At 38.3% G+C, this 15483-nt stretch carries 16 protein-coding genes; 9 read left to right on the forward strand and 7 right to left on the reverse strand.

All coding sequences use genetic code 11. The annotated features are described in order from the left end of the window. Positions 1-460: 460 nt before the first annotated feature. Positions 461-667, reverse strand: a complete 207-nt coding sequence (locus CTN07_RS10865) for a hypothetical protein (RefSeq protein ID WP_036765697.1) — start codon at positions 665-667, stop codon at positions 461-463. 439 nt (positions 668-1106) lie between these two features. Here CTN07_RS10865 and CTN07_RS10870 point away from each other — a divergent pair, with 439 nt between their 5' ends. After that, the gene (locus tag CTN07_RS10870; RefSeq protein ID WP_005305232.1) at positions 1107-1556 is read left to right on the forward strand and encodes a GNAT family N-acetyltransferase; all 450 of its coding nucleotides are present in this window, start codon (positions 1107-1109) and stop codon (positions 1554-1556) included. Between the two features lie 444 nt (positions 1557-2000). Here CTN07_RS10870 and CTN07_RS10875 read toward each other — a convergent pair whose 3' ends face one another. Then, complete coding sequence (locus CTN07_RS10875) at positions 2001-4028, reverse strand: DUF885 domain-containing protein (protein WP_005305230.1); 2028 nt, start codon at positions 4026-4028, stop codon at positions 2001-2003. Between the two features lie 765 nt (positions 4029-4793). Here CTN07_RS10875 and CTN07_RS10880 point away from each other — a divergent pair. After that, positions 4794-5225 carry a hypothetical protein gene (locus tag CTN07_RS10880; protein ID WP_036765696.1) on the forward strand — a complete coding sequence of 144 codons (432 nt, stop codon included), beginning with the start codon at positions 4794-4796 and terminating at the stop codon, positions 5223-5225. A gap of 13 nt (positions 5226-5238) precedes the next feature. Beyond that, on the forward strand, positions 5239-5865 hold the full coding sequence (locus CTN07_RS10885) for a hypothetical protein (protein WP_005305227.1): 627 nt from the start codon (positions 5239-5241) through the stop codon (positions 5863-5865). 106 nt (positions 5866-5971) lie between these two features. Here the strand turns inward: CTN07_RS10885 and CTN07_RS10890 are convergent, their stop codons facing one another. Both CTN07_RS10890 and CTN07_RS10895 read right to left on the reverse strand, forming a co-directional pair. Next, positions 5972-7099, reverse strand: a complete 1128-nt coding sequence (locus CTN07_RS10890) for a M14 family metallopeptidase (protein ID WP_036765695.1) — start codon at positions 7097-7099, stop codon at positions 5972-5974. Positions 7100-7141: 42 nt separating this feature from the next. Then, entirely contained in the window at positions 7142-7546 is a 405-nt protein-coding gene (locus CTN07_RS10895; protein ID WP_005305219.1) for an NUDIX hydrolase, read from the reverse strand. A 132-nt stretch (positions 7547-7678) separates the two neighbouring features. Here CTN07_RS10895 and CTN07_RS10900 point away from each other — a divergent pair, with 132 nt between their 5' ends. After that, a complete protein-coding gene (locus CTN07_RS10900; RefSeq protein ID WP_036765692.1) occupies positions 7679-8197 on the forward strand; it encodes a GNAT family N-acetyltransferase in 519 nt (172 codons plus the stop codon). Here the strand turns inward: CTN07_RS10900 and CTN07_RS10905 are convergent. Further along, complete coding sequence (locus CTN07_RS10905) at positions 8187-8447, reverse strand: hypothetical protein (protein WP_050787818.1); 261 nt, start codon at positions 8445-8447, stop codon at positions 8187-8189. The genes CTN07_RS10900 and CTN07_RS10905 overlap by 11 nt on opposite strands. 205 nt (positions 8448-8652) lie before the next feature. Here CTN07_RS10905 and CTN07_RS10910 point away from each other — a divergent pair, with 205 nt between their 5' ends. Together CTN07_RS10910 and CTN07_RS10915 are read left to right on the forward strand one after the other, a co-directional pair. After that, on the forward strand, positions 8653-9108 hold the full coding sequence (locus tag CTN07_RS10910; protein WP_036765688.1) for a YccF domain-containing protein: 456 nt from the start codon (positions 8653-8655) through the stop codon (positions 9106-9108). Positions 9109-9283: 175 nt separating this feature from the next. Next, positions 9284-9769, forward strand: coding sequence for a ComEA family DNA-binding protein (locus CTN07_RS10915; RefSeq protein WP_005305210.1), 486 nt, complete (start codon positions 9284-9286; stop codon positions 9767-9769). Positions 9770-9873: 104 nt separating this feature from the next. Here the strand turns inward: CTN07_RS10915 and CTN07_RS10920 are convergent, their stop codons facing one another. Beyond that, positions 9874-10974: a nucleotidyltransferase family protein gene (locus CTN07_RS10920; protein WP_005305207.1), complete on the reverse strand. Its 1101-nt coding sequence runs from the start codon at positions 10972-10974 to the stop codon at positions 9874-9876. A gap of 201 nt (positions 10975-11175) precedes the next feature. Between CTN07_RS10920 and cobU the strand changes: the two genes are divergently transcribed. Beyond that, positions 11176-11712, forward strand: coding sequence for a bifunctional adenosylcobinamide kinase/adenosylcobinamide-phosphate guanylyltransferase (gene cobU, locus CTN07_RS10925; RefSeq protein ID WP_036765686.1), 537 nt, complete (start codon positions 11176-11178; stop codon positions 11710-11712). 62 nt (positions 11713-11774) lie between these two features. Beyond that, positions 11775-12407: a histidine phosphatase family protein gene (locus tag CTN07_RS10930; RefSeq protein ID WP_005305205.1), complete on the forward strand. Its 633-nt coding sequence runs from the start codon at positions 11775-11777 to the stop codon at positions 12405-12407. A gap of 129 nt (positions 12408-12536) precedes the next feature. Here the strand turns inward: CTN07_RS10930 and CTN07_RS10935 are convergent, their stop codons facing one another. Next, positions 12537-13766 (reverse strand): DEAD/DEAH box helicase, encoded by a 1230-nt coding sequence (locus CTN07_RS10935; protein ID WP_005305202.1) that lies wholly within the window; start codon positions 13764-13766, stop codon positions 12537-12539. Positions 13767-13905: 139 nt separating this feature from the next. On the opposite strand from CTN07_RS10935, the gene CTN07_RS10940 reads away from it, so the two are divergent. After that, positions 13906-15384, forward strand: a complete 1479-nt coding sequence (locus CTN07_RS10940) for a cobyric acid synthase (protein ID WP_005305199.1) — start codon at positions 13906-13908, stop codon at positions 15382-15384. The last annotated feature ends 99 nt before the right edge of the window (positions 15385-15483 follow it).

Raw genomic sequence — 15483 nt, forward strand, 5'->3', positions numbered from 1 at the left:
ACTCCATTTATATTTTGTTTGTGGAGTTTAGCTTTATTGTGATTGTGTACTATGATGATAGTCACATATTAGTAATTTATAAAATAGATATCTAAATGCTGATTACTAGGGATTTAAAATTAATAAACATAAAAAAGGGCTACAGATAATGTAGCCCTATGATAATGAACCTAGCTAAATTAATGGCTTCGCTTCCAACGAGAGATCATTTCATGCGTTACTTCTCGCTCATAGCAAATAGGAGAATAGCCACCAGGCTTACTCCATGCACTTCTTTTGCCACAGCGAGACCCATTGCTTGTTACATTGTAAGGGCAAGGACATCGACCTGAATAAGAGCGTATAGATTGCTTGATAATTTCTTGTTTGATTTTTGAATTAGTCTTTGCACTTATGGAGAAAGATGGAAGGTTAATTGCCAGAGCTATAATTACTAAATATAGCTTCATTACGTACTAACTTAAGATGTATGACAAAGGCTTGAGCAGTGTACACAGCCATTAGCTTTTGGATAATATTTTTTCGCTTCAATCACGGCATCACCACAATATTCGAAACAACCTAGATAACCTTTTTTATGTATTTGTGATAGATATGGACAGTTTTCTGAATGAACTTCATGCTCACCATTTGCCTGAGCATTTTGATTTACATAATAACGAGTCATAACATTCCTTATACTTTATCGAGCGGAAATAATATTTTGCTACTATTTACAACTAAATCAATAGTCAGTTACTTGATATGAGTGTTGTTGCATAAGTATATTATAGCTTTTTCTATAGTTGCAGAAGATTATTCTAACTAATATCTCATTTATCTTGTTATGTCTCAGTACGATTTGCATCTACTTCGTTTATCAACACATAGAGATACCTATGAGTAGAACTGTTGAGTTACTAGTCCGCATAATCTAAATAATGCATCGAAAAGTAGGTACAACTGCGCAGAAGCTATCAAAAAAATCGTTCTAGTTGTGGAGTATATATTCACCAGATCTGAATTTATATATTATCTATTATATTATAAATCTTATTTTACATATACTTTTATTTGTAGCTGAGAAAACTTGGGTATCTAATAGTGAACAAATATTGAGGTGTATTATGTTTTCAGTAAAAAAAGCAACATCAGATGATTTAAGTAAAATATCGCCACTGTACGAAGAGTATTTAACGTTCTATCACGTAGATTTCTCAGATAAGAATCCGCAGAAGTATCTAGAGGAACGTTTATCAAATAACGAATCTGTTATTTATTATGTAGAGGATGATAGCGGTAATTATGTTGGTTTCACTCAATTGTACCCATTATTTTGCTCTCTAGAAATGAATCGTACATGGTTACTGTATGATTTGTTTGTTGCTGAATCAGCTCGTTGTCATGGTATTGCACAACTACTTCTAGACCAAGCGGATAAATTAGCTAATGAAACGGATGCTTCGTTTATAATGTTAAGTACTGCCATTGATAATCTTAAAGCTCAAAAACTTTATGAAAAAAATGATTATGAAAAAGATGTTGAGTTTTTTACGTATTTAAAGCACTTGAAATAATGAATATTGCTTCTTTCATAAAGTAAGCTATTTAACTCACGTTAAGCCTCAATTATTAGTTGGGGCTTTTTCATATCTGGAATTTGTTATGTTTAGTAGAACAACATTCACTATCAGTGCAGTATGAGAACAGTGGTCGATATCGGCACTATTAAATCTTTGGTCATTGCTTAAATAGTAGATTAGGCCACTACATTAAGTACGATGGGCATAAGTGAGCCCAATAAATACATCGTGAAATGGTTGAATCATATGACTAGAGGTAGTGAGTTTCGCTCCGTATGTATTGAGTAAGTCCAGATATCCTGCAATGTATTGTTGACGGTTAGGAAATCTAACTCCTAACCGTCATTAAAAATTAGTTAAAATTAATAATTACTAGCTCGTTATATTTAGTCTGCTGCGTTTTGCAGCAACTGTGGCTGTTTATCTTTTTAACAAGTATTATTTCTGGGTTTTGATCCAATTCTTAATACTTGTTTCAACAACTTCCATTGGTTGATCCCCATATTTTAGCAGTTGATCATGGAAGCTCGCCCAGTCAAATTTATTGCCTAACTCATTTTGGGCTAAAGTCAGCATTTCCATGATTACTAAATACCCAGACTTATAAGATACGGCTTGCCCAACATAGGCCGCATAGCGGAAACTTTCAGATTCGATATCTCCATCACCCAAAGCAGAATTTTGATTCATATAGTTTTGCGCATTTTGGATACTCCATCCTTTTGCATGGATCCCAGTATCTACGGCTAGTCGCATGTTACGTAATTGTGCCTCATTTAGACTACCGAAATATTGCAGGGCGTTACATTCCTCAGCATCGTTATAAATACCGCCTTGGAAGTGGGTATAGTCGAGATCAGGTTTGCACATTCCTGTAGCATTAATAAAGGTTGGTTTGCCTTCAGCGTTTAGTTCACCATAAATACCCATCTTCAGACCTAACCATTCAGTGTACAGCGCCCAACCCTCGGCATACGCAGTATAGCTAACACCTTTGATGTAATCAGGCTTATCTTTTGGTGGATACTCAATGGAATAAGCATTTTGGAAATGATGACCAGGAGCAGCTTCGTGGAGTAATAGGGTAGAGACATTCCATTTCTGAAGACTATAATTTGGATTAGTATTGAGGTTAAACTCATTACCACCATAGGAGGCTACGCCATCATATTTCTCGCGGTTAGCAGGAACAGGAACGATGGTGTAATCGGTTTTAATTGGCTTAAAGTATGAGGCAACAATGTTATTTGCATCATTTTTAAAGGTGTTATAGTCGATAAGAGCCGCTTCACAAGCAGTTTGGTCGGATGCCGCTTTGCACAGATTGGCATAAGGTGTACCAGAGATAGTCCGACCGTCACGGCCATAGAAAAACTGTTCACTGTTGAGATAATCGAAAAACTCATCGAGGTTAACGCTTTCATCTGCATTTACAAGGTTAAACGTACGCTCTTCGACTACGCCATCTGGGTTACGCCATTCGGCTTTAATCGTCTCACCTCGTTTTTTGATGATCAATTGAGCGACTCGAATCATTTCGGCCTTAGCATCGGCTACCAGATCTTCACCGAGCTTGTTCAATTCCATCGCTGATTTGCCCGTTGTACTGTTACGATCAAGCTGCCATTGATACCATGCTTGACCATTTGGTAGATCGCCCCAACCGATATTGGTGTCAGTAATGTCATTTGTTCCGCGAGCGCTCTTGAAATAGTCTGTTTGCAAGAAATTAATAATATTGTCGACAGCTCTTTGGGCATCATTTACGGCTTTTTGGTATTCAGCTATAAATTCGTCACTATAATCAGCATTACCAGATGCTTTGATATCGTTCAGACCGATCTCTAGTAAACCATAAGGTTGGCCATTGATAGCCATAGCTTCAACGGTACTATTAATAAGGCGAGTTGTTAGTATTTTAGGTAGCTGAGCTCTGTCGATAATTGCCAGCGAGTATTGTGATTGTAAGTTATTGACCCAAGACGTGAATTCCCTAAGAACCTGAATATGTTTGTGGTAGGCTTCAGGTGATTCTTGTTTACTGCCTGCGGCACTGGCATTCCAGTCTATGTAGTTATAAAAGTGGGTGATGGGAATATCAAAGTTACCAAAACGAGGGTTGGGAAATGAAGCTCCTCTGATGGCAAGATTACGGTCAAATTGGAAAGTATCGTAGTAGATTTTGTCTTCGTCAGACAGTGCATCGCGATTGATTTGTTCTAATTTATCAAGATACATTCGGTCTATCCCCTGACGTGAACTTGCCATTTGGTCTGTTACTTGGCCGAAATGGGTATTGTCGAGGGTGTGGGTTGCATTTTGATAGTTACTTAAGACTGTCCGTAATTGTGTTGCTGGTGGTTCAGTATCTTTAGGCTGTTCGACAACAGTAGTATCATCATTACAGCCACTGAGCATAAGTAAACTGGTTATAGCAAAGGTGTAAGGTAAGGAGTATTTTTTCATTATTCTAATCCTAATATTTTTATCGTATCTCTGGTTTTGCCTGCATAGCGGGCTCAGAATAAGTTATTTTATTTGGGTGATTCAGTTTGTGAGCAGGATCAGGGAATATATCTTTGTTTTTATATGTGAAAATAGAATATTCACGGAATTATGCTTTCATGCAAAGAGGAGATGATTTTATAAGTACTGAAGCTGTTTAGGCTGGATAAAATTCCGATAAAACATTCAGGGTTATTGCCTTTTTTGCTGTTATAAATTAAAAAATGTGGATTGATTCACAATTATTTAATGTTGTATAGCTACATCCTTACTTTTTATTCGCTTTGATTTCTATAAGTCTAATCGAAAAAGACTATTATTTTAGTTTGAGGACAAAGTTTATCTATTCCATAGGAGGATAAATAACTTTAAAATAGGAATACTTTAAAAATATTTTATTATTAGAACAGTTTGGTTTTCCAAAAGTTATATTTGCATGTTAAATGAGACTTCCCACCAATATAGCATTAATAAAATATTTTGAAGTGAGCAGTGTATTCAATAAAATTACAATATCGAATTTCAGAGTGGTTTGTATGGTTTTTATAGTTAAATGTTTACTGTATAATCGTTCTAAGCTTCACTCGTGCAGTGCATGAAAGATGCAATATGTTGGATAGAAGCACAATTATAGAAAGTTTAAACCATTTAGATACGGACAAATTATTACTAAATCCTTTTAATTAGAAGAAAATTCCTAATCTATATTGAAGAGTAATTGAATTAATGAAAATAAAGTTGTTATTAAAACGTATTATACAGTTGGTAATTGTTTTATTTGCTTTTGTGTATCTATACGCGACAAATCCATTTACAACAAAAGAAATGAGTATGTCGAGTTTGAGTTTAGCTCTTGTGAATCAACAGGCTTGTAACTTTTCAGTGTATGGAATAAGAGCTGTTGAAAGCGATAAATTAAACCCTATTGGGTTCGCACTTAATTATGTTGAAAAGCCTAAAGTCGGTCTAGCAGTGATTAAAGGCTATAATATTTTAATGACTAAATATACGAAGGATGGAGTATTTACAAAGGGAAGTCCAAATGTTGTCACAAAAGAATGGTGTGAGAATGAGGCTTACAATCTAGCCAAAACATATGGTTCACCTATTCTCGCTTTACAAGTTAGTCATGAATCTTTTCGCCGATTATGGTTTTAAGAGATCAGTATAAATGAATGATAATCAATTTTATGTAGAAATGGTTGGTAATTTAGTTTGGCCTGTAGTAGTAATTATATGCGTTTTTATTATCAAGGATAAAATACAAAAGATAGGATTAAAGTTAGCAAAATACAAAGATGCTGAGCTTCATTTTAGTGATCAACAAACCGCTAAACCAAATTCAACAGTTCAACAGGATTTGCAACGTTTAATTCCTATTGATTCTACTGGGTTTCGCAAAGAGGTTGAAGATAGATTGCAAGACTCACTAGTTCAGATTACAAGTGATGAAGAGAAAATTGATATTCTTGTTAAAAACTTAGCTCAAGAGCAATTAAACAGAGCCTTCGAAACAATTTATTACAACATATTTGGTACACAAATTAGATTGCTTGAATTTTTATCTGTCCAAGAATCAGGAGCAGTGAAAACCACCGATATTCTTCCTTTCTTTGAAGAGTGCAAAAAAAGTAATCCTCAAACATTTTCTAAGTCAAATCTATCTGATTACCTTAATTTTCTTCATACATGGGAATTGCTAGAATTTGATGCGGATCAGTACATAATAACAAAAAAAGGCAGAGCATTTTTAAGATATATAACGGCAATGCAGTTTAATAAAAATAAAGCGTTTTAAATACTAAATAAACGATTAAAGACTGTACGCATAAAATCAGCTAACTTAAAAAAGTCCCTGCAATAAAAACAGGGACTCAGCATTAATTTACCGTTACCTAAGCTAATTACTTAACTTTTGGCAACGTTGCTAAAATTGCAGCTAGCGTATCATGACCAAACATAATGCTACGCTCTGGAGACCAACCGAATAGGCTATCGGGATGGTTATTGTGATCTTTAAATGGCATCTCTACCGTGTAAGATAAGCACTTAAAGGTTTCGCCAACCCAGTTAGAACAAATAGTTAAGTTCGCTTTACCTGGTTCATCTTTACCGTAACCGTGTTCATCTTGGAACTCAGGCGTTACTGTTAGTAGTGCTTGCTTGAAGGTATTTTCAAGATCAGCAAGGTAAGCATCATAAGATGGGATACCTTCAGAACCGGCAACGAAGTTATAAGGGATCGCTTCATCACCATGAACATCAAGGAAGAAATCGATACCCGTTTCTAGCATACGTTGACGAACATGATAAACCTCAGGGCTACGCTCAAGGCTTGGCTCCGCCCATTCACGGTTAAGGTTCACACCAATTGAGTTCATGCGTAAATGACCACGGATCGCGCCATCTGGGTTCATGTTTGGCACAATATAGAATACGGCTTGATCCAATAGAGCACGAGCAACCGTATCAGTCTCATCCAGTAGGCGCTGAACTACACCTTCCATAAACCACTCAGCCATGGTTTCACCTGGGTGCTGACGTGCAATCAACCAAACTTTCTTTTTGCCTTCATCTGGCTCACCAATGGTCAATAGGCTCATATCATTGCCATCAAGGGTGTGACCTAGAGTCTCAAGGCGACAGTTGTGCTGTGCTTGCGCTAAGTGAATCAAATCTTGGTGACGATCGTAGCTGTATGGTGCAAAGTAAGCAAAGTACATAGAACCGTGCTCAGGAATAATGCTAAAGCTTAGTGTATCACCATCAAACTCAGCAGGAATTCGGAACCACTCTTCACGGTCGTAAGAAGCCACTATATCGTAGCCGTTCCAGCCTTCAGGGTAACCGGATTTAGCAAGATCAAGGATCTTAAAGCTATGTGATTGCTGAGGCTCACTCTCTAAACGGAAATGAAACCACTGATAAACGTCAGACTGATTATCTTTAGGAATAGTGAGTTGGATATCATCTTTTGATTCGGCTTTGACAACATTAATGCTGCCACTTTCAAAGTTGCTAAAAATTTTCATTATTATTGTTCTCTATTTTGTGAGCTTAGTATGACAATTAATTTAGTCGATTAAGCCTTGTTGTTTAAAGTCTTCAACGATGATTTTTGCAGCAAGCGAACAGACATCTAAGTTTTCACTATTAAGCCATTGAGCCTCTTCGATCTCAGCACTTGGCGTGATTTGACCGTCAAATTGGGCAAAATAACAGGTCATTTTAACCATAACACCTTCAGGCTTACCGTCGGCTTGTGCTTGATAGAAGCCGGCGTATTCAATTGAGTCTGGTTTTAAATCTACAGCCAATTCTTCTTGAATCTCTCGAATTAACGCCTCTTGATCCGATTCGCCATTTTCTCTTTTACCACCAGGGAGATAAAAGCTGGTTTTACCAAATGAACGAACAGCCAGTAGCTTACGATCTTGAATTAGGATCCAAGCCAATTTATCAATATGTTGTAGCGTCATGAGTTTCTCCTAAATTTTGATTTAGTGTACTGATAAGTTCTGTTAACAGCCAGTTTTCAAAGTTGTTTTTTGAATGAACTCAATTTTTTCTTATAATCAGCTCAAACAATGATAATCAGAATAAAGATGACTATGAAAATGCATTTTGAAACCGAACGACTAGAGCTTGCACCATTAACACTAGAAGATGCGCAATTTGTCTTTGATCTTTACAGCACCCAAGAGTTTAAGACATTTGTTGGCGATAAGAATTTGCACAATTTAGAGGATGCCAAAAAGTATTTGGAAACGGCTTTAATGGCAATGTATCAAACTAAAGGCATGGGACTGCTAAAAGTGACGCGCAAAGAAGATAACAAGCCAGTTGGTATTTGCGGCTTAATTAAGCGTGATACATTGGATGATATCGATTTAGGTTATGGCTTCCTGCCAGAAGTATTCCGTTGTGGCTATGGGTATGAAGCGGGACGTTGCATGATGAATTTTGCAAAAGAAGCATTGAACATCACGCGATTGGTCGCAATTACAACATCAAACAATGTGGCTTCTCGTGCGTTACTGACGAAATTGGGTTTTACTTTTGAAGCGGTTCAGGAACATCAAGGCGAACATACGCTGGATCTTTTCTCAACCAACTTATCTAATTTGTAAACCACTTCTCGTAAAGGGTACGAGTCAAATAGAAACAAAAGATAGATGGGATCAGTAGGGTGATCACACCTAAAGCGTACGAGATGGCCGTTGGAATTCCCAGCCCCCAAGCAAAGGAAAATGCCATACCGTTTACAGCTTCAATAGGGCATTGATAAAACGGAACGTTTTGGTTGTAACACAGTCCAAATGTTGTAGCAGCAAAGGCTAGGACGGCAATGCAAAGGGAAATGATGGTCTTAGTTTTCATTTGTTCTCTAAAATGGTAAAATACGCTGTTTTTTTATTGTTTGATATTATAATCTGAATTGAGTAACTAGCAATAGAGATAACTCACGCCAACAATTTAATGTGAGCTAATCTTTAAATATTATAGACGTAAGATAAAACGTCTTTTTCTTTGCTTATAGCAAGCACTCAGTATGTGCTATAGCGAATTTGAATAGGTAATAGTAATGAGAACATTAGGTAATATTATTTGGTTTTTATGTGGTGGCGTGATCATGGGCCTAGCTTGGTGGTTCTTTGGTCTACTTGCGTTCATCAGTATTGTTGGTATTCCTTGGGGTCGTGCTTGCTTTGTTATGGGTACTTTCTCATTCTTCCCATTTGGTAAAGATGCAATTTCACGTGATGAACTAACCAATCAAGATGATATTGGTACCAGCGGTTTTGGTATCATTGGTAACATAATTTGGTTCTGTTTAGCCGGTATTTGGCTGGCTATTGGTCACTTAATCTCAGCCGCTGCGTGTTTTGTTACTATTATCGGTATTCCATTTGCGCTTCAGCACCTAAAACTTGCCGCTATTTCACTTGCGCCAATTGGTAAAACGGTTGTTGATAGTGAAGTTGCTGCAGCTGCACGAATCAGCAATGCGCAAGATCGTGTAAACAAATACCGTTCATAATTCAAATCTGAACATAAATATCAAAGCCGAGTTTGAACTCGGCTTTTTTATTACTAAATTTGCAAAACCTGCTAATACTTTATGAGGTTTGACAGAAAATTGTCATTAATAATGGGATTCTTTGCTAAAAAGTCGCCATAAAAATGACATCATATAAACACTAAAGGAGTGAGTCATGTTTCGTGCGTTATTATTATCTCTTATGTTGGTAGCACCATTTGCAAGCCAAGCAGCAACACCTTCATCTTCTGATGTTAAAGCAGCAATTAAGCAATGCGAAACAAAATATAAAGCAGATGCTAAGAAAAAATCCGACTGTATTACTAAAGCGAAAAAGTCAGTATCTAAAGTAGCAACTAAATCAACTAAAGATATTAAAAAGGACGTAAAGAAAACGTCTCACAAAGCAACAACCTCTACGACTAAAGATGTGAAGAAAACAAAAGCAGCAGTTAAGAAAAACCTTAAAGCTGTGAATGTAAATAACGCATCAGCATCTGATCTGGCTGCTTCTTTACCTGGTATTGGCGATGCAAAAGCAAAAGCGATTGTGGATTACCGCAAAAAGCATGGCAAATTTAAGTCTGCAAAAGATCTAGAAAAAGTTCCTGGTCTTGGTGCGAAAAGTGTTGGTGCTATGTCTAAGTACCTAAAATTCTAATCTTTTGTTTTAATTAAAAGATTGATAAAAAAGCTCGCTAGTCGGGCTTTTTTTGTATCTGTTTTTATATATCAAACGTTATGATAAGAAATACATGGGATATACTAACAAATCAGTTCTTCTTCGCTTTCATGAGGAAGGCAATTCCAGATACCACGTTTAATAATATGAGGCAGTAACAAGTATAAAGGCATCTGCTTAATGCACCCTCGTATACGCAGTAATCTCGCCGCCAGTTTGTAATCATCATCTTGATAGGGCGGGAATGCATAACTAAACAGGTCAATATAGCTGGTTTCTAATGAATTAAGTGTCACACTTACTTTAAATTGCTGGTGGTAATATTGGCTGACAAAATCAGGAATAGCGAGATCAAAAAGAACGTGGCAAAAATGTAAAGCTAAAAATAAGCTTGAGTCTTTACCAACTTTATTTTGAAACGTGAGTAATTCTCCCCAAAAACCTTCCTGTAAGCTATTTTCATTAAGTAGTGAATATAACGTGAAAATATCTCTTAGACCAAACTTACTATCGTTAATAAAAAATAAATTAATAGCCAAATGATAAATAGTCGAAATTGGATCGAATATTGAGGCTGGATAACAGCTATCTGGATAGATTAATTTACGAGTAAATGTGTCATCGCTTGAGTACCGAAATCTCTTAGGAAGAAGTTGATAATGAACAACAAGCTCTAAATTTGATTCTTGATGAATAAAAGGTGATAACGCATTGGTATATCTAATACGGCTTTTTTCATCATAATCACTGATCAATTTAGGCCGCCATCCATGTGTAAGGAGACACTTTTCTATATGATGAATCGCGTTGTGGCTTACTAGAATTTCAGTTGTTTGCCGTAAGTAACCTAGTCGACTTTGCTGTTGCGAAAATTGAATACCAGCTTGATTAATGTAACTCCATGTTGAAGTCGCTTGGGTTAAGGCTTGAGTAAGAACGTTGTGATAATCGTTTAGCTGCTTACATTGGGCTAAATGAGCTTGTTGGCCAGATAACAATGTTTGTTGCGAATGTAAGAAAAGATCATCGAACACATCATGCTGGTGACATAAATACTGTAATTGCCCTAATAAATTGACATGGCGAGCCTCAGTTAAAATGGCACTCTGATGTTGTTCACTTAACGAAGTAAGTAAGCTCGGTCGTTTGAGAATATCAATCAGAATTACAGGCGGTACGGTCATTAAATTATCCAGTCATTAAAGGGGCTGCTTCAACGGGTTAAGCTCAATTTTTTATTATTAGAATCTTATATTCAAATGCTCTTGTTTGTTGTCGTCATTTTAAGAACGTCAATTAACATAAGTATGGAAACAAAAAGTTGATTTAGGCAAATTTATGCTAAGTGCGATAGGATAATGACAGTTTAAAGTAACCTGATAAGGATGAGGACATTGGCACACGTTGAGTTAGTTTTAGGTGGAGCCCGTTCAGGTAAAAGTTCATTAGCTGAAAAATTGGCTTTTGATGGTGGTAAAGAGGTTATCTATATTGCAACAGCGACCGCTGGCGATGATGAAATGGCACAACGCATCGAACACCATAAGGCACAAAGGCCTGCACATTGGACTGTAATTGAGGTGCCCATTGAGCTTGCAAAAGTCATTGCAGAGTACAGTGCGCCTAATCGTTGTCTGTTGATTGATTGTTTAACGCTTTGGCTCACAAACTGCCTATTTTCAGGCCACGAAGCCCTTTGGCCTCAGCAAAAACAGGCTATGATTAAAGCGTTGAATGAGGCTCAAGGCGAAGTGATTTTAGTCAGTAATGAAGTTGGGCTAGGCGTTGTCCCTATGGGGGAGGTTTCCCGCCAGTTTGTCGATCAAAGTGGTTGGCTGCATCAAGATATTGCGAAAATAGCAGATCGAGTCGTGTTTGTTATTGCAGGACTACCTCAAGTACTTAAAGGAGAGACATTGTAAGTTTGATGGCTAATTCGATGCCTAAGTTGTTTGGTACTAACAGCAAAAAGGAGTGAAATATTATGACGATAGGAGAGACTCGGGTAGATTTTTTACGTCATGGACTTCCTGAAGGTGATAAATGTCTACGTGGGCATACTGATTTTGCGTTAACAGAGGTGGGCTTTGCTCAAATGGAGCACGCCGCAAGCTCGTTAAAAGAGCTAGATGTGATAGTGACATCGCCCTTACAACGCTGTGCAACGTTTGCTCATCATATTGCGCAGCAGTTTAATCTTGAGGTTGTGGAAGAGCCGTTATGGAAAGAGATGAACTTTGGTGAATGGGACGGTTTAGAACAACAGCAACTCTGGCAGGATATAGGTCCAACAATCGATAGCTATTGGCGCGATCCATGGCAGTTAACAGAGCAGGGTGAGGCATTACACAAAGGAGAGACCTTAGAGCATTTTGACGCGCGAATTCTGCAAGCTTGGCAGACTCTAGTTACCCAATATGCAGGTAAAAAAATCTTAGTCGTGACACACGCAGGAGTGATGCATCAGTTACTGCGTCATTTACTCTCGATGCCAAAAGACACCACATACCTTCATTGTATTAAGTTTGATTACGCCGCACGTTACCGTGTCACTCATTTTGTCGATAATGAAAACCAACAATGGCCACGACTTTACTGGCCACCTTATATAGATTAAGCCCCAGACTCCAGTGACTTCAAGATACCCGGTTTCGTAAAAATGCCTTTGTTTGTATCTTGAAATCACCTAGATATGATGGGTTTAAAAGTATATGAGTATTTAGTGCTTATAACTATTCCATACAGTTTAAGCTTTACGGGGCTTTTGTTTGAACAGCTTAACACTTCGTTTTTGAGCCGTACGACGATTGGCCTGTTTATCTCTTGGTTTGCGCTTACTCTCTCCTGTGGTTGGTTTGTCTGTCACAGGGAAGCCATCAAGATTATGCAGCTCTAATGGGCGCTGAGTTAACTGACGAATCGCCGTCAAAAATTCCGTTTCGCCATGACAAACAAGAGAGAGTGCCAAACCATTATTGCCAGCACGACCCGTACGTCCAACACGATGTACATAGGTTGCGGCATTGGATGGCAAATCAAAGTTGATCACAAGTGGTAACTGCTCAATATGAATACCACGAGCTAAGACATCAGTGGCAATCACTACATTTAATTTTTTTGCTTTGAAATCAGCAAGAATTTGCTCTCGTTCAGTTTGCTCTTTGTGACCGTGTAACGCAGCAGCTTGAACACCTGCTTTCATTAGGCGTTTACATAGTGCATCAGCGTTATCTCTAGCCCCAATAAAGACCAAAGTTTGTTGAGTTGGGTACTGCTTTAATAGAGCGATGAGTGCTTGTGGTTTGCTGCCTTTATTGACCAAATATAACTGCTCAGAAATAGTATCGACTACACTGTTAGTTTTCTGCGCTTCAATTCGAACGGGCTTGAATAATACCTCTTGAGTGAGCGATTCAAGTTGTTCTGGAAGTGTGGCAGAGAACAGTGCTGTTTGTCGTTTAGCCGGTAGCTGTTGGATGATCTTTTGAATATCAGGCCAAAATCCCATATCCAGTAAACGGTCGGCTTCGTCGAGTACCCAAGATTTGATATGGCTAAGGCTTACTTGTCCTTTACTGAGAGCATCAAGTAGGCGACCTGTTGTTGCGATAACTAACTGAGGTTGACTGTTGAGTGTCTCTTCTTGTTGTTCTTGGCTGATCCCACCACACAAAATCGCAGTTCGAATCGCCATTTTTTCTGCAATCGTATTTAAAGATTGATGAACTTGAGTAGTTAATTCTCGAGTTGGTACCAGAATAAGAGCTTGAATCTTTGGTTGACTTGGATCGATTTGTTGTAGCAGAGGTAAGCCGTAAGCATAAGTTTTACCGCTGCCTGTTTGAGCTAAAGCAAGAACGTCTTGATGCTTTACTAGCGCTGGAATAGCGTGACGCTGAATATCTGTTGGGGTATTGAGCTCATTAGGTAGCGCATGAATCAGAGAAGGAGATAAAGGTAAGGTTGAAAAAGACATAATCTTAGCTGCAAATCGAAAACAAGGGGCGCAGTCTAACAGGTCAAAAAAGGCTTGGGTATTAAATTCATCTGCTTCTTGTTACATCGCTTAAGTTATGGTTTTATTTGCCTGTATTTTTCAGATTGCGGTAGGACTCATGCAAAAAACAACCCAAGCGATAATGGTTCAAGGTACAACATCGGATGCAGGTAAAAGTGTTTTAGTTGCCGGTCTATGCCGTGTGTTGGCCCGAAAAGGGATCGCTGTTGCACCATTTAAGTCACAAAATATGGCGCTAAATAGTGCAGTGACTCAAGATGGTGGTGAAATTGGTCGAGCTCAAGCTGTGCAAGCTCAAGCCTGTCGCATTGAACCTACTGTTGATATGAATCCTGTGCTTTTAAAGCCAAATACTGATATCGGCGCTCAAGTAATTGTACAAGGCAAAGCGCTAGCCGATATGGATGCTGTTGGTTATCACAACTATAAGAAAGTGGTGATGGGGCCGATTATGGACTCTTTTGCCAAACTGCAAGCACAATATCAAACGGTGGTTATTGAAGGTGCCGGTAGCCCAGCTGAGATCAATTTACGAGAAAATGATGTAGCAAATATGGGGTTTGCTGAAAAAGCAGATGTGCCCGTTATTATTATTGCTGATATTGATCGTGGCGGTGTGTTTGCCCATCTTTACGGTACACTAGCCCTGCTATCGGAGTCGGAACAAAATCGCGTTAAAGGCTTTGTGATTAACCGTTTTCGTGGCGATATTAAACTATTGGAATCTGGGCTTGATTGGCTTGAACAAAAAACTGGAAAGCCAGTATTGGGTGTTCTTCCTTATTTGCATGGATTAATGTTAGAAGCAGAAGATGCCATTAATAGCCAGCAAGTCGAATCAACCACGGATCAGCCATTACGAGTGGCAGTTCCTGTTCTTACCCGAGTGAGCAATCATACTGATTTTGATCCGTTACGCATGCATCCTCAAGTGAATTTGATGCTGGTGGGAAAAGGAGAGGCTTTACCGCCCTGTGATCTGGTTATTATTCCCGGTACGAAAAACGTTCGTGATGATTTAGCGTATTTAAAAGAGCAAGGGTGGGATCAACAAATTCAACGTCATTTACGTCTGGGCGGTAAATTGATGGGTATTTGTGGTGGTTACCAAATGCTAGGACAAACCATTGCAGATCCCCTCGGTATTGAAGGTAAAGCAGGAGAGAGCCAAGGTTTAGGTTATCTTGATGTCACAACTGTTTTAGAACAAGAAAAGCAGCTAAAACAAGTAAGTGGAATATTAACGCTACCTAATCAAGCGAGCGTACCTGTCCGTGGTTATGAGATCCATGCAGGTGTTACAACCGGGGTTCAAGTTGATGCTCCTATTCAATTAGAAAGCGGCTTAGATGGTCAGTTAGGGTTAGATAACCAAGTATTTGGTACTTATCTTCACGGTGTTTTTGAACGCCAAGAAGCGTGTGATGCGATTTTATCTTGGGCTGGACTTGAAGCGACACAAACCCCAGATTTTGATCAGATCCGTGAGCAAGGAATTGATCGTGTTGCTGATACGATTGAGCAGTATTTGGATCTAGAAGCGCTTTGGCCTGAGTGGGATCTGTTTAAAAAATAGTGTAATACCTACCATCTACTGATCTTTATGTTTTCAAAAAAGCCCTTACTACATCAGGCTAAATAACTCACTGTTATTGCTGTAGTAAGGGCAATATCG

The organism is Photobacterium damselae (assembly GCF_003026815.1).
Taxonomy (GTDB): Bacteria; Pseudomonadota; Gammaproteobacteria; order Enterobacterales; family Vibrionaceae; genus Photobacterium; species Photobacterium damselae.

What these genes read in the sequence shown, in the direction of transcription:
- CTN07_RS10875 (WP_005305230.1), bottom strand. Translation starts at nt 4,028, where the DNA reads ATGAAAAAATACTCCTTACCTTACACCTTTGCTATAACCAGTTTACTT.
- CTN07_RS10885 (WP_005305227.1), top strand. Translation starts at nt 5,239, where the DNA reads ATGAATGATAATCAATTTTATGTAGAAATGGTTGGTAATTTAGTTTGG.
- CTN07_RS10895 (WP_005305219.1), bottom strand. Translation starts at nt 7,546, where the DNA reads ATGACGCTACAACATATTGATAAATTGGCTTGGATCCTAATTCAAGAT.
- CTN07_RS10865 (WP_036765697.1), bottom strand. Translation starts at nt 667, where the DNA reads ATGACTCGTTATTATGTAAATCAAAATGCTCAGGCAAATGGTGAGCAT.
- CTN07_RS10935 (WP_005305202.1), bottom strand. Translation starts at nt 13,766, where the DNA reads ATGTCTTTTTCAACCTTACCTTTATCTCCTTCTCTGATTCATGCGCTA.
- CTN07_RS10880 (WP_036765696.1), top strand. Translation starts at nt 4,794, where the DNA reads ATGAAAATAAAGTTGTTATTAAAACGTATTATACAGTTGGTAATTGTT.
- CTN07_RS10910 (WP_036765688.1), top strand. Translation starts at nt 8,653, where the DNA reads ATGAGAACATTAGGTAATATTATTTGGTTTTTATGTGGTGGCGTGATC.
- CTN07_RS10930 (WP_005305205.1), top strand. Translation starts at nt 11,775, where the DNA reads ATGACGATAGGAGAGACTCGGGTAGATTTTTTACGTCATGGACTTCCT.
- CTN07_RS10920 (WP_005305207.1), bottom strand. Translation starts at nt 10,974, where the DNA reads ATGACCGTACCGCCTGTAATTCTGATTGATATTCTCAAACGACCGAGC.
- CTN07_RS10870 (WP_005305232.1), top strand. Translation starts at nt 1,107, where the DNA reads ATGTTTTCAGTAAAAAAAGCAACATCAGATGATTTAAGTAAAATATCG.
- CTN07_RS10890 (WP_036765695.1), bottom strand. Translation starts at nt 7,099, where the DNA reads ATGAAAATTTTTAGCAACTTTGAAAGTGGCAGCATTAATGTTGTCAAA.
- CTN07_RS10900 (WP_036765692.1), top strand. Translation starts at nt 7,679, where the DNA reads ATGAAAATGCATTTTGAAACCGAACGACTAGAGCTTGCACCATTAACA.
- CTN07_RS10915 (WP_005305210.1), top strand. Translation starts at nt 9,284, where the DNA reads ATGTTTCGTGCGTTATTATTATCTCTTATGTTGGTAGCACCATTTGCA.
- CTN07_RS10905 (WP_050787818.1), bottom strand. Translation starts at nt 8,447, where the DNA reads ATGAAAACTAAGACCATCATTTCCCTTTGCATTGCCGTCCTAGCCTTT.
- cobU (WP_036765686.1), top strand. Translation starts at nt 11,176, where the DNA reads ATGAGGACATTGGCACACGTTGAGTTAGTTTTAGGTGGAGCCCGTTCA.
- CTN07_RS10940 (WP_005305199.1), top strand. Translation starts at nt 13,906, where the DNA reads ATGCAAAAAACAACCCAAGCGATAATGGTTCAAGGTACAACATCGGAT.